The organism is Clostridium tertium (assembly GCF_902652255.1).
Classification (GTDB): domain Bacteria; phylum Bacillota; class Clostridia; order Clostridiales; family Clostridiaceae; genus Clostridium; species Clostridium tertium_A.
The window spans coordinates 1-13,894 of the sequence record NZ_CACRTO010000027.1 but is presented as its reverse complement, the minus strand read 5'-3'; the positions used below and the strand labels follow the sequence as shown (position 1 = coordinate 13,894).

The 13,894-nt window shown below is 27.2% G+C and carries 11 protein-coding genes, 1 pseudogene and 1 other annotated feature; of the genes and pseudogenes, 6 read left to right on the top strand and 6 right to left on the bottom strand.

What is annotated here, in order from left to right; translation table 11 throughout:
• Window positions 1-16: 16 nt before the first annotated feature.
• A complete protein-coding gene (locus tag GPX08_RS11620) occupies window positions 17-556 on the bottom strand; it encodes a cupin domain-containing protein (RefSeq protein WP_156626983.1) in 540 nt (179 codons plus the stop codon).
• Between the two features lie 476 nt (window positions 557-1,032).
• On the opposite strand from GPX08_RS11620, the gene GPX08_RS11615 reads away from it, so the two are divergent.
• Together GPX08_RS11615 and pflA are read left to right on the top strand one after the other, a co-directional pair.
• Window positions 1,033-2,139: a GNAT family N-acetyltransferase gene (locus GPX08_RS11615; RefSeq protein ID WP_156626982.1), complete on the top strand. Its 1,107-nt coding sequence runs from the start codon at window positions 1,033-1,035 to the stop codon at window positions 2,137-2,139.
• Between the two features lie 88 nt (window positions 2,140-2,227).
• Entirely contained in the window at window positions 2,228-2,941 is a 714-nt protein-coding gene (gene pflA / locus GPX08_RS11610) for a pyruvate formate lyase-activating protein (RefSeq protein ID WP_156626981.1), read from the top strand.
• A gap of 42 nt (window positions 2,942-2,983) precedes the next feature.
• Here pflA and GPX08_RS11605 read toward each other — a convergent pair whose 3' ends face one another.
• The 4 genes from GPX08_RS11605 to GPX08_RS11590 form a co-directional block, all read right to left on the bottom strand.
• Window positions 2,984-3,613 (bottom strand): 3'-5' exonuclease, encoded by a 630-nt coding sequence (locus GPX08_RS11605; RefSeq protein WP_156626980.1) that lies wholly within the window; start codon window positions 3,611-3,613, stop codon window positions 2,984-2,986.
• An 80-nt stretch (window positions 3,614-3,693) separates the two neighbouring features.
• The gene (gene rocF / locus GPX08_RS11600) at window positions 3,694-4,590 is read right to left on the bottom strand and encodes an arginase (protein ID WP_156626979.1); all 897 of its coding nucleotides are present in this window, start codon (window positions 4,588-4,590) and stop codon (window positions 3,694-3,696) included.
• 221 nt (window positions 4,591-4,811) lie between these two features.
• Complete coding sequence (locus GPX08_RS11595) at window positions 4,812-5,219, bottom strand: hypothetical protein (RefSeq protein ID WP_156626978.1); 408 nt, start codon at window positions 5,217-5,219, stop codon at window positions 4,812-4,814.
• Window positions 5,220-5,481: 262 nt separating this feature from the next.
• Entirely contained in the window at window positions 5,482-6,114 is a 633-nt protein-coding gene (locus GPX08_RS11590; RefSeq protein WP_156626977.1) for a hypothetical protein, read from the bottom strand.
• A gap of 204 nt (window positions 6,115-6,318) precedes the next feature.
• On the opposite strand from GPX08_RS11590, the gene GPX08_RS11585 reads away from it, so the two are divergent.
• Window positions 6,319-7,764 (top strand): transcriptional regulator, encoded by a 1,446-nt coding sequence (locus GPX08_RS11585; protein WP_156626976.1) that lies wholly within the window; start codon window positions 6,319-6,321, stop codon window positions 7,762-7,764.
• A 166-nt stretch (window positions 7,765-7,930) separates the two neighbouring features.
• Window positions 7,931-8,584 (top strand): site-2 protease family protein, encoded by a 654-nt coding sequence (locus GPX08_RS11580; protein ID WP_156626975.1) that lies wholly within the window; start codon window positions 7,931-7,933, stop codon window positions 8,582-8,584.
• Window positions 8,585-8,673: 89 nt separating this feature from the next.
• Here GPX08_RS11580 and GPX08_RS11575 read toward each other — a convergent pair.
• Window positions 8,674-10,183, bottom strand: a pseudogene (locus GPX08_RS11575) (Ppx/GppA family phosphatase).
• A 150-nt stretch (window positions 10,184-10,333) separates the two neighbouring features.
• Window positions 10,334-10,537, top strand: a binding site (T-box leader).
• A 50-nt stretch (window positions 10,538-10,587) separates the two neighbouring features.
• On the opposite strand from GPX08_RS11575, the gene GPX08_RS11570 reads away from it, so the two are divergent.
• On the top strand, window positions 10,588-12,279 hold the full coding sequence (locus tag GPX08_RS11570) for an arginine--tRNA ligase (protein WP_156626974.1): 1,692 nt from the start codon (window positions 10,588-10,590) through the stop codon (window positions 12,277-12,279).
• A gap of 192 nt (window positions 12,280-12,471) precedes the next feature.
• Window positions 12,472-13,590: an AI-2E family transporter gene (locus GPX08_RS11565; protein ID WP_156626973.1), complete on the top strand. Its 1,119-nt coding sequence runs from the start codon at window positions 12,472-12,474 to the stop codon at window positions 13,588-13,590.
• Window positions 13,591-13,894: the final 304 nt, after the last annotated feature.

Sequence of the window (13,894 nt, the reverse complement as noted above, 5' to 3'; positions counted from 1 at the left end):
CACCTCTTTCTATAGATTAAAATGATGGTGGAGTACTAATCCATATTACTTTTGCTTGGGTTTTACCAGCATTAGATATATAGTGATTAGATCTAGGCTTAAAATAAAAGCTTTCACCTTTTTTCACCTTAAATTTCTTTTTACCTAAATGTAATATTATAGTTCCCGATAATACAAAACCAAATTCTTCACCCTCATGTGGTTCTTCTTCCACATATTGCCCTTGAGGTTCTAAAGTTATCATTATTGGTTCCATTTCATTCTTTTGTGCATTTGGTATTAGCCACATTAATTTATATTTTAACTCTTCATTTTCAGTTTCAAACATATCTTCATAAGTAAAAGTAACCTTTTCCTCAGTAGCATCACTAAAAAACTCTGTTAAGTTAGTTCCTAGAATTTCCAAAATATCAATTAATGTTGCTATTGATGGAGAAGTTAAATCATTTTCTACTTGGGATATAAAACCCTTAGATAATTCACATCTATTTGCAAGCTCTTCTTGAGTCAATTGCTTTTCTATGCGTAATCTGCGTATTTTCTCACCGATTTCCATAATGTACCTCCATCTATAAATTTTAATATATAAGTTGTAATAAATATCTTACGCTTAAATAAGACTATCAACTTTTAATTTTACAAAACACAAATGTTGTAGATAATTAATAGAAACATATATACTAAACATTAGGTTTAAAATTACTAAACAAGCAAGGTCTATTATAAATACTAATTACAAATAAATCAATATTTTTTTGAGAATTTATAGAAAAAAATATTCTTTGTAATCATTGGTGTTATTAACTTAGAGAGGGGTATATTAAAAATTGGTTTAATAAAACAACACTTTAAGTTTAGTAATACTAAATTTTTTAATATAGAGAAAAATTATGGTAAAAAATGAAGTATATTTGAACTTAGATAAATTCTATAGTTAAATAAAAAGGCAAGTAAAACATTAATTAGTATTATTAATTAAATAATAAATTTCTATATTTATATAATGTTTGTGTTAATTTCTTGATTATAAATATGATTTATGAGATATTTAAATATATAATTAAATATTTGAGATATAAAGCTGTGGGTGATATTATGGAGAGCAATATTAACTTGTATAGAAGGAATGGGAAAAGTGTATATATAAAAATGCCTGAGTTTAATGAATTAGCTTATGTTAAGGAACTTTGGGGAGATAAGAAAAATGTAGGTGATAGTGGGGAAGTATATTCATTTTCCAGAGATAAGTGGGAGATGTTTTATAAGAAGATGGTTCACCCAACTGATGGAAAAAATTTTTATTGTCTTGTTTACACTTTAGATAACAAGCCTATTGGAGAGGTAAGTTTTCATGGCTATAATTCTGCTACTAAGGTGGCAAGGATTAATTTAAAAATACATTATAATTATAGAAGAAATGGTTATGGAGAAGAGGCACTAAGATTATTGTTAGAGTATTATTTTCTACAATTTGGAGGACAAGCAATAATTGATACAATTCAAACTGAAGAAGCTAAGTTTTTATTAAAGAAACTTGGATTTGAGAATATTAATAGTGCTAAAAACCATTGGACACTTAAATTAACGAAGAAGAATTTTTTATCAGGAAATTTAAATAATAAAAAGGTAGTATCTATTTTAGATTACAATGAATCTGATATTATAGAAACTAACTTACCTTTTAAAATATTTAGTAAAGCTAATGATATATTAAAGGAAGAGTATTTTAATATTCATTACTTATCTGAAGAAAGTATAGAAAATAATGATGAAGTTAATAAAATCACGCCTAATATTATAATTATTCCAGGAGGAAAAGGTGTGAATAGAGTTTTAGATAATTCTAAAGTTATATTATATATTAATAAGGTATATAAGGAATGTGATTATATTGCATCTTTTTCTAATGGATTACAATTATTTAGAAATTTAAACAATATAGAAGGTATTATGGTGCCGAGATCAAAATGGAAGATAGAAAATACTAATGAAACAGATAAGTCTTTTGTAGATAATGGCAAAATAATGATTTCTTCAAATTTAATAGGTCATATAGAACTTTGCTTGTGTATAATTAAGAAAGTAGCAGGGGATGATATTTCAAAAGAAGTTGCTAAAGAAATAGGATACTATTTCTAATAGTGATATATTGTAATAAAATAATAAAATAATTATAATATTAAAGGTGATAAAAGTTTCACTTATTATTTACAGAGGAGAATAACATATGCTAAAGGGTAGAATTCATTCGGTTGAAACAATGGGTCTAGTAGATGGACCAGGAATAAGAGTAGTAGTTTTTTTTCAAGGATGTAAGCTTAGATGTCTTTACTGCCATAACCCAGATACTTGGAGTGATAAAGGTGGAGAAGAATATACAGTTGAAGAATTGCTTAATAAAATTAAAAGATTTAAGAGTTATTTCAAAACTTCTGGTGGAGGTGTAACTTTTTCAGGAGGAGATCCTTTAAGACAACCAGAATTTCTATTAGAGCTATTAAAAGAATGCAAAAAAGAAGGTATTCATACTTGTATAGATACTTCAGGTGTTGGTTTTGGAGATTACTCAGAAATATTAAAATATACAGACTTAGTACTATATGATGTAAAGCATCTTACTGAAGATGGATATTTAGATATGACAGGCCTTAAAATAGATGAAACTAATAAGTTTTTAGAAGATTTAAAGGATTCAAATACAAAAGTTTGGATAAGACAAGTAGTAGTTCCAGGAAAAACTGATAGTGAAGGATATATGAAAAAGCTTAAGGAATTTGTTGATACTTTAGATAACGTAGAAAAGGTTGAACTTTTACCATATCACCTATTAGGTGTGAACAAATATGAATCATTAAAACTTAAATATAGACTTGAAGGTGTTCCAGCTATGGACAAAGAAGAGTGTAAAAGGTTAAAAGAAAAGTATTTTAGTGAATATTAAAGATAATTTTTAAAATAAAAATGGAGGTTATATAACCTCCATTTAGTTTTTTAACAACTTACTAAAGTAACCAGCTGGAATTAATCCTTTTTTCATACCATGAATAACAGTCAAATAAGTAGCTGCTGTGTCAAATCTTGCATCATGGTAGTTTCCACTACCTTCAAATAGTTCATTTGCTTTTTTAGCAATTTCATCTTCAGATATTTGAAGATAATCAATAACTTCTGAAAGTTTTGGATTTTTAACTGTTCCTGATGGATTAAGTATATGACAAATAGGTTTATAATAACCCATAGTACAAAATGTGTTTTTAGGTTCCCAAGTTGTATCTACAAGGCCAGCTTCCCAAAGTTGTTGTATTTCGTGTTTTAAAAACTTTATATCAAATTGTACATTATGACCAATAATAAAATCTGCATCAAAAAAGTCTGGCATAAATTCATGAACAAATTCTAAGAACTCTCTTCCATCAGAAAGTTCATATAGTTTTTCTAATGAAAAACCATGAATTGCTTCTGCACCCTCATCCATGCTATCAACTGTAAAGAAAAAATTCTTCCCTGTAGTCTTTTGTGGCTTAGTTGAGGCATCTATTATTATATAACTAAGCTGACATATATTGCCTGGCTTAATACTAGTAGTTTCTGTATCAAAAAATAGTAATTTCATAATATCCTCCTTATATAGTTTACATATTATATAATATCATACAATAAATTAAACAGAAATAGAGGTTATAAAAGTTTTACTTAAAGATTATTTGAAATTACCTTTAATAACTCAATACAAGTCTCAAGTGTTTTTTTGTCTTTATCAAGTACTGGATTAAATTCAACAAAATCCATTGATTTAACTAGAGAAGTGTTTAAAATAGTTTCTATAACTTCCTTTCCTTCTGCATAAGATAATCCATCCTCTACAGGAGTACCAGTACCAGGTACATATTTGGGATCTAAGCTATCAATATCAAAACTAAAATGTATATTTTTTATATTATTCTTATTAATAGCTTCTAATAATTCTTTAAGGACTTTATTAATGCCCTTTTCTTTTATATCTTTCATGGTCCAAATATTTAAATTATGTTCCTTGATTATTTCAAGTTCTCCTAAATCTAAATCTCTGCAACCTAATAAAAATACATTTTCCGGTTTAACCTTTTGACTAGAAGAATAAATGCTAGTTAAAATTTCATGTCCAATCCCCATTGAACTAGCCAAAGGCATGCCATGAATGTTTCCTGACGGTGAAGTCTCAAGGGTATTAATATCACCATGAGCATCAACCCAAACTACTGCAAGATCTTTCTCGAAGAATTTACTGGAACCAGCAATACTTCCAATGGCAAGAGAATGATCTCCGCCTATAACTAATGGTAAAGATGAGTTTTCTAAAGCCTCATAAACTTTATCAGCTAGTCCAATATTTGATCTCACAACTTCATCTAAATACTTCATTTTTGCGTTAGCTGCGTATTTATCATTTGAAGAAACATTTTTTACATGAACTTCGCCCATATCACAGACATTATGGCTTTTATTAAAGATATCTAGAAGGTTGTTTTCTCTTAAAACTTTTGGGCCTTGTTCCACGCCTGGATTATCACATCCGTAGAACAGAGGCATATCAATAATACTAATATTCATTATAAACAAACCTCCAAATATAAAAATTAATTTTTAGGGCAATAAATATATATTAATAGCTTAACTCTAATATGTAAATAAAAATTAGAAAAAAATTATAACTAAATTCTTAATCTTAATTATTATTTAATAAATGTTAAAAGTTATTTATATTAATATATTATTATACCTTAAAGTAATGTCTAAATTTGCGATATAGAAGAGCTTATTATATTAAAATATTATACTTCCCCATAGGGTTCTATTATTTCTATTACTTCTGTGTCGTTTAGAATATTATCTATAGAATAATCATAAATATTTAAATTTATATCTTTGTCATAAAGCTTTCTAATAATTTCTTCTTTTTCATCATCAAAAACTAGATTTTCTCTTAAGTTTTCTACAAAATCATTTAAATAGTATAAAGTACATCTACCTTCGTCTACACCTATATGCTGACAAATATTGTTTCTTACTTGACCTACTAAGTCACTAAAGTCACTATAGTCATCTTTTTGTGAATATTCTTTAATTTTTTCTTCGTAATATCTATTTACATAAGCCTTAGGTAATTCTAAATCATTAAAGCCTAAAGCATCGCCATTTGGCATAACTAATAAATATGTATTAAAGGGAATTAAATTCATATTTTTGTCCTCCTAAAGTTAAAGTATATTTTAATTATTCCCGTATTCATTTAACTTTATAAGATGATATTTTTAGTAGAATTTAAATATTATATTAAGTATCTAAAAAACGAAAAAATGAGTTTAAGAGGTTTTACATAGTAAAACCTCTTAAACTATAAAGATATCTATATAAAAATATCTAAATACTTCTATATAAGAATTCTTTCATTCTTTAATTTTTTTCACTCTTTCATTAATAAAATGCGAAGCATTTTATTATTTATGATATCATTTCACTTAATTTCTGAAGAGCATCATCCTTATTATCAAAAGAAAATTTATTTTCTTTAATATAGTTTTGATCTGTTTCAGGTAGATTTGATAAAGGTTTTGAATCAGAATAAACTTTTTTTTCAGATTCAATTATATTTCCACTATCATCAGTTTTAAAAATAGAAATATATCCATTTTCTTCACCTAAGTAATATTTATTTGCTTCTAAAGTGTTCTCTGAACTTTCTTCTGTTCTAGTATAAACTAGCTTATCCTCACTTTTTTCGTATAGTTCATATCCTTTTTTCAGAAGTTCACTAGAAAGTTCTTCTAAAGTTAATTTATCTTTAAAACCTAATTTTTCTTTTAATTTAAGTAATGTATCAATCATATCTACATTATCATTAGTATTTAAGGACACAAATGTATTATCACTTAAATAATTATTTTCTGAATATACGGTTTCATTTTCAGCTTCTACATCTTTACTTTTATTGTTAGGATTAGTTATATAATTTGTAATATAATAGCTAGCACAAAAAGTTATAGCAAGTAGTGTAACAAATGAAACTAATAGTGAAGCTTTTTGCTTTTTATTTAAACTTCTATTTTTTGTATCTTTGTTTTCTAAACCATCCATTTTTATCACTCCTTGCTATGATTATTGACATTAAATTAAGTTCTTAAACTTTTTTTGATAAAAAATAAAGAAATATTAGTTTTTTATTCAAATTGTTATTATTTTGTAATATAAATGTCAAACTAATTTTATATAATATAATAGATAATGCTATTAAAAAGTTTGGATTAATTATATAATAGGAAGGTAAAGGGAGGAATATAGATGAATGAAAATGATAACGTTAGAATGCGAAATATAAAGAAGAAAAGAAAAAATAAAAAGAAAAAAGTAATATTATTCTCAATTTTGGGGGCGTTACTAGTATTAGTAGCAATTGGAATTGGATATTATTATCATATAAGAGGCCAAATATATGTTGAAAGTAAACCTAATCCAACAAAGGAAGTTACATATGATGAAGTAGATGGAATTACTAACGTTCTTTTAATTGGAACTGATGGTAGAACATTGGATGAACCAGCTAGATCAGATTCCATAATAATTGCTACACTAGATAATAACAATAAAAAAGTTAAGTTAACTTCAATTATGAGAGATACGGTAGTAGATATTCCAGAGTATGGAGAAGATAAGATAAATGCTGCTTTTGCCTATGGATCTATTGACGAAGATGAAAATGGTAAAATGAGAGGTGCTGAAGGTGGAGCATCTTTATTAATGGAAACAATTGAAAATAATTTCGGATTACATTTAGATAAGTATATTATAGTTAATTTCTGGGGATTTGAAGCTATAATAGATGAAATTGGTGGAATTGAAGCAGATATTAAAGATTATGAAATAGATGAAATTAATAAATATATTGGAGAAGCAACAGGAGTAAACTCACCTCCGATAACTGAACCAGGATTACAAACTTTAAACGGTCAACAGGCTTTATCTTATGCAAGAATTAGATATGTTGGTAATGGTAACTTTGAAAGAGGAGAAAGACAAAGACATGTTTTACTTGAAGTAGCAACTAAGCTTAAAGAAGTTAATCCAATAAGATATGTATCTATTGCAAATGCATTAGCAAAGCAAGTTAAGACTAATATTGATATTCCTGAAGCGCTAAATTTAGCTTATACAATATATAAGCTTCCAACCCTTGAATTTGAACAGTTACAAGTTCCTCAAGCTGAATTAATTGCTAGAGATTATTATTATAAGGATAAGGGATGGTGCCTACTTATTGATTTAGAGCAACATTCACAGATTATGCATGATTTTATCTTTAACAACATAACACCAAATCCAGAGGAGTTTGATTTAATATCATTAGCTAATGCTAAGGCAAGATATGAGAGTGAAGAAGCAAGATATAATTCTATTTATAATGTAACTCCAGAAGAGCATGATGATAGAAATTCTGATGAAACTACAGTTCCAACACCTCCTAAAAAGGAAAATAATAATTCTGGGGGAACAACTGGCGGATCCACTGGTGGCAATAATGGTGGAACAACTGGCGGAAGTACGGGCGGAAATAATGGCGGAACAACTGGTGGTACAACAGGTGGAAATGAAACGCAAAAACCTCCAACAAATAATGAAGGAACGCAAAAACCTCCAACGAATAATGAAGAAACACAAAAACCACCAACAAATAATGAAGAAACACAAAAACCACCAGCTAGTACTCAAGAAACACAAAAGCCAAATTAATAGTTTAATATTAAAGTAATATTATTAGAGGCTGCCATAAGACAGCCTCTAATTTATAAATTTAATTTTAGATATTAAATAAATTATCTATATAATTTTTTAATATAGATAATACAATAATGATATAAAATTTTTGTAAGAATTTTTAAATTGTTAAAGGAGAATTATGATAGATTTTGTTGATTTTATTCAAAATATGTTATTATCAGTACCTGCAGTACTAATAGCTTTTATAGTTCAAGGATATGGAAAAGCATTAGTTGCAGATAGATTGGGTGATAAAACACCTAGATTTCAAGGAAGATTAACCTTGAATCCAGCAGCTCACATTGATCCGATAGGATTTCTTCTTATTTTAGTATGTGGATTCGGTTGGACTAAACCTGTAGAGACTAATCCAAGTGCGTATAAGAGGGGATATAAGGATTCTATAAAGGTAGCATTGGCAGGACCAATAGCAAATTTAATAACTGCATTCATATTTACTTTTATACTTACAATATGGGTGAATTTTGGTCATATTATTGCTCCAATATCGAGTTTTAAAATAGTAACTTTAATACTTAGTTCAATATGTCTTATAAATATTAATTTATTTATATTTAATTTGATACCTATGCCAGGACTTGCTGGGTTTGAAATATTTAAAGCAGTTAGTCCAAAGAATTTCTATAAATATGCTGGTAAGCTATATGATTATCAAATTTTTATATTATTAGGAGTAGTACTTCTAGGACAATATATTTTAAGGGTACCATCTGACTTAATATTTGATTTATTTATTAAATTATCATATTTAATAGTAGGAATATTTATCTAACTAATATTTAGTTAAAGAAAAAAGCTGTATTATCTTAATTAATTAAGATAATACAGCTTTAATTATGTTTAAAAATATTCCATTAAATATTATACAGCTCTTATTACTAGGGTTTTACCATAGACTTCTTTGAATTTATCACTAGCTCTTAATGCTTGACGGATTTCAAAGTCTACATCAATATCTGAAGATACCTTAATATTAACATTTTCATCGTCAAAAGATACTTCTAGATTTTTAACAGCTCCTACTAAACTTCTATCTAAACCCTCAGCTATTTTAACTAAAACACCAATACGATTAACATTTTTTAAATCTAATTGGTTTATTATAGAAGAAAAAGGTGATATAGGAGTTTGATATCTATTAAATCTATGAGATGCAGCTATTGCAGCACTCATTATAAATTCCTTGTGGGTTAGTCCATTTATATAAGAATTTAGTATTACATAAAATGAATGTTTATGGTGGTTATAATAGTTTATACTTATTCCTGAGTCATGTAACATAGTAGATGTTTTTATGATATTATAAAATTCATCTCCTAAATGATGAAGAGGTTTTAAAGCGTTGAATAAGTTTAATGTAATATTAAAAACATTTTTAGCATGATTTATATCGCTATTTAAGGTGTTTAATATGCCGTTTAAACTATAATCTAATATATCATTAGGGATAGAGTAAGTTTTTTCTAAGTATTCATACATTAATCCTTCTCTTAAGCCTCTACTAGAAATAATTATTTTACTACAATGAACAAGATTTGCTATTTTTTTAAATATAGCAGTACCACCAACAATAATATCAGCTAGTTCTGGTTCAATACCTTCTAGCTTTTGTCTTTGTTTATAATCCTTACATTTTAACAAATTAAATATTTCTTGAACATCTAAATCAGAAAGTTCATAGTTATGAGGAATATCGAATGGATATCTTTTTCTAACTCTATCTATTTTACCAACACTTCTAATAGTTGAAGCAATACCTATAATTGAATCGAATTTAGTTTCCTTAAGCCAATCAACTTCATCTAGTAATTCATCAATAAATTCTAATGCTACAGTTAAATCTTGGGGAAGAATTCTATCATCTAGATTAAAATCATAAGTAAAGTTAACACTTCCTATAGGTAATGTTATACTTTTTATAATGTCATCACCTTTTACCCAAGCTATATGAGTATCAGTTCCAGCTACTTCAACCATAAGTGAATTAGTTACTGTGATACTTTTTTTTTATTCCAAGAAAATTATAATATATTTCTTCATCACAAGATAATACTCTTATATATATATTAAGCTCATCTCTAATTAGATTAAGTAAATGTTCCTTATTTTTAGCATCTCTTAATGATTCAGTAGCAACTGCAAAAATTTTACTAGCTCCAGAAACTGTACATAACGATTTATAAGCTCTTAAGGTAGAGATTATAGTTTTAAAGTTTTCATCAGATATACAATACTCATTTACTAAATCATGTCCTAATCTAATAGAAGTCTTTAGTTCATCAATAATTTTGAAATAACCATTTTCATCAACCTCAGTCAACATAAGTCTAAGAGAACTTGGACCAATATCAACTATTCCAATCCTATTCATATTAACTCCTTAAGTAAAAATTATGAAAAATATTTATTATTAACTATTATATCATTTTAATTTATAAAGTATAGTAAGAGTGATAGATTTTAGGTTGACAATAAATCTTTTGTTTATGTATAATGTTGATATTATAAAAGAATAATAATGATAATATCTATGAAGAGAAGAGTACTATATTTGATTCTTTAAGCGAGTAGGGGATGGTGGAAGCCTTATAAGATAGAATATGTGGAAAAGAGCCTCAGAGATAGCTACTGAAATTAAAGTAGGATAGTTCGTTTGCTGCGTTAAAGCATTGAGTGGCATTTTATATGCAATCAGAGTGGTACCGCGGAATTATCCGTCTCTTATTAGTTTAAGAGACGGTTTTTTATTTATATGAAAATTTAAGGAGGATAAAAATGGATTATAAGAAGAAAGTTGCTGAAGCTATTAAAAAGCATGTTGATATGGATGTTGAAAATATAGAAAAGTTAATTGAGATTCCACCTAAGAGCGAAATGGGTGATTTTGCATTTCCATGTTTCCAATTAGCTAAAGCTTTTAGAAAAGCTCCTAATATGATATCAGAAGAGCTAAAAGAAAAGATAAGCGATGAAGGATTTGAAAAGATAATAAATGTAGGACCTTATGTTAACTTCTTTGTTGATAAAAGTGACTTTACTAAAAATACAATTATTAAGATATTAAATGAAGGCAAGGAATATGGATCATCTAATATTGGTGAAGGAAAAACAGTTTGTGTTGAATATTCATCACCTAATATAGCAAAGCCTTTCCATGTAGGACATTTATTTACTACTGCTATAGGAAACTCATTATATAAGTTATTTAAAAAAGAAGGTTATAATGTTGAAGGAATTAATCACTTAGGTGATTGGGGAACTCAATTCGGTAAACTTATATCAGCTTATAAGAGATGGGGAAATGAAGAAGCATTAGAAGAAAATGCTATAGATGAGCTTTTAAGAATATATGTTAAGTTCCATGATGAAGCTGATAAGGATCCATCATTAGAAGATGAGGGAAGAGCTTATTTTAAGGCTTTAGAAGATGGAGATAAAGAAGTTGAGGCTCTATGGAAGAGATTCAGAGATTTAAGTTTAAAAGAGTTTGCAAGAATATATGATGTATTTAATGTAGAGTTTGACTCATATGCAGGTGAAGCATTCTATAACGATAAGATGGATGTAGTTGTTAATGAGTTAAAAGAAAAAAATCTTTTAGTTGAAAGTAATGGCGCTCAAGTAGTTATGTTAGACGAGTATAATATGCCTCCTTGTATAGTTCTAAAAGGTGATGGAGCATCTATATATGCTACTAGAGATTTAGCAGCTGCTATGTATAGAAAGAAGACTTATGATTTCTATAAGAGTATTTATGTTGTAGGTACACCTCAAGCATTACATTTTAAACAAGTATTTAAAGTATTAGAACTTGCTGGACATGAATGGGCAAAGGATTGTGTTCACGTTGGCTTTGGATTAGTTAAATTTGCAGATAGAAAGCTATCAACTAGAAAAGGAGAGGTTATATTACTAGATGATTTAATAAGAGAGTCTGTAGATAAAACTTTAGAGGTAATAAATGAGAAAAATCCTAATCTAGAAAATAAGGAAGAAGTAGCTAAAAAAATAGGTGTAGGTGCTATTGTATTTACTTATTTAAAGAATTCAAGAGAAAAGGATATAGTATTTGATTGGAAGGAAATGCTTTCATTTGAAGGTGAAACAGGTCCATATGTACAATATTCTTATGCTAGAGCAAATAGTATCTTAGCAAGAGCTGGAGAGGTTAGTGGAGAAGCTGATTATTCTAAGTTAGATACTAAAGAAGAATTTGAACTTATTAAATCATTAGAAGGCTTTAAAAAGCAAATACATTTAGCAACTGAAAAGTTGGAGCCGTCTATAGTAACAAGATATGCTATAGAAGTAGCTAAGCTATTCAATAAATTCTATAATGCTCATTCTGTATTAAATTTAGAGGATGAAGAATTAAAAGTGGCTAGAATAAACTTAGTTAAAGCTACATGTCAAGTTATTGAGAATTCATTAGCTTTACTTGGAATAGAAGTTGTAGAAAAGATGTAATATAAATTATAGCTTACAGCTAATATTATTGGCTGTAGGCTTAATTTTATTTTTTATCACTTTTATAGTAGGAGAGTAAAATTATAGTTTCTATAATAAATACTTTTATAGAAACTATAATAAATAATATATTTTAAATTAGAAATTATGATATATTAATTATAATAATTTTTATTATAAAGGGGAGTAGATATTATTTTTAATAAATTGAAATATAGGGATATACTTTTGGTAATAATTTCAACACTATTAATAGGATTGATAGGATATAAAATAATAGAGAATTATCAATATTTCTTTAATATAGTTAATAAGTTATGGTCATTATTATTACCGGTTGTTTATGGTTTTATAATAGCCTATATATTAAATCCATTAGTTAAATTTATAAAGGTAAAGTTTAAAATAAAAGAAAGTATAGCAATACTAAGTGCCTATATGCTTTTAACGGTAGTTCTATTAATTGGATCTATTTTCCTTCTTCCAAATATGGTTAATAGTCTTATAGATTTAACAAGTAACATACCTTCTTATATAAAAGAAGCTCAAGAATGGATAAATAGCATATTAAAGAATAAGGAAATTCAAGAGATTATTAATTCAACAGGGATAATGGCTAATATAAATGATTTAATAGCTCAAGTTGGTTTAATATCTGTAAGCATATTAGAAGGTGGTATATCTTATGCTGTAACAATTTCTGGTAAAGTAGTAAGGGTGTTCTTAGGATTACTTATATCAATTTATGTGTTAGTTGATAAGGATAGAATAATAAGAGAAAGTAAGAAACTTACATTCTTAATACTTAAAGAAAAAAGAGCAGTTAAGGTAATAGAAGGAATACGGATCTACCATAATATGATAGGAGCATATATAGGAATAAAGGCAATAGATTCTACTATTATAGGGTTTATGGCATTAATATTACTTACTATAGTTAAATCAGAATATGCCTTTTTACTAGCTATAGTAGTTGGTATAACTAATATGATTCCATATTTTGGACCTTTCATAGGAGAGATAGTAGGATTCTTATTTAATGTTTTTGTATCTCCAACAAAAGGATTAATAGTATTTTTAGTATTATTATCTCTTCAATTATTTGATGGATGGTATTTGGATCCAAAACTGATAGGAAACAAAGTCGGGGTTAGACCTTTAATTATTATAGTAGCTGTTATAATAGGGGGAGGATTCTTTGGAGCAATAGGAATGCTTTTAGCTTCACCTACTGCTGCAACTATTAAGATTTATTATGAGAGATTAATGATAAAGAATCAAGAGATAATAAAAAATGCAGAAAAAAGCTAAATAGTAAATTTATATGAGAAGAATTTAATTCATATTATTCTCTGTTCTAAATCTATTGCGTATGATTGGACAGTTTGTACTATGTATTAAATTCTTTTTTTATATAAAATATTAAACAATTGCATTATAATTAAATAAAATAATTTTTTAGTAATTTTTATGTAGAATCTGTTAAGCTGATATGAAAAAATAGCTTGATTTTTCATAGAATTGCTCGCTCTTTGAAAATTATATAAGTTTGAATATTTTATTGCATGACAAACAAGCCTGCAATAAAATTGATTTTTGCAGGTTAAATAAAGGT

What these genes read in the sequence shown, in the direction of transcription:
- GPX08_RS11595 (WP_156626978.1), bottom strand. Translation starts at nt 5,219, where the DNA reads ATGAATTTAATTCCCTTTAATACATATTTATTAGTTATGCCAAATGGC.
- GPX08_RS11605 (WP_156626980.1), bottom strand. Translation starts at nt 3,613, where the DNA reads ATGAAATTACTATTTTTTGATACAGAAACTACTAGTATTAAGCCAGGC.
- GPX08_RS11590 (WP_156626977.1), bottom strand. Translation starts at nt 6,114, where the DNA reads ATGGATGGTTTAGAAAACAAAGATACAAAAAATAGAAGTTTAAATAAA.
- rocF (WP_156626979.1), bottom strand. Translation starts at nt 4,590, where the DNA reads ATGAATATTAGTATTATTGATATGCCTCTGTTCTACGGATGTGATAAT.
- GPX08_RS11580 (WP_156626975.1), top strand. Translation starts at nt 7,931, where the DNA reads ATGATAGATTTTGTTGATTTTATTCAAAATATGTTATTATCAGTACCT.
- GPX08_RS11620 (WP_156626983.1), bottom strand. Translation starts at nt 556, where the DNA reads ATGGAAATCGGTGAGAAAATACGCAGATTACGCATAGAAAAGCAATTG.
- GPX08_RS11615 (WP_156626982.1), top strand. Translation starts at nt 1,033, where the DNA reads ATGATTTATGAGATATTTAAATATATAATTAAATATTTGAGATATAAA.
- GPX08_RS11570 (WP_156626974.1), top strand. Translation starts at nt 10,588, where the DNA reads ATGGATTATAAGAAGAAAGTTGCTGAAGCTATTAAAAAGCATGTTGAT.
- pflA (WP_156626981.1), top strand. Translation starts at nt 2,228, where the DNA reads ATGCTAAAGGGTAGAATTCATTCGGTTGAAACAATGGGTCTAGTAGAT.
- GPX08_RS11585 (WP_156626976.1), top strand. Translation starts at nt 6,319, where the DNA reads ATGAATGAAAATGATAACGTTAGAATGCGAAATATAAAGAAGAAAAGA.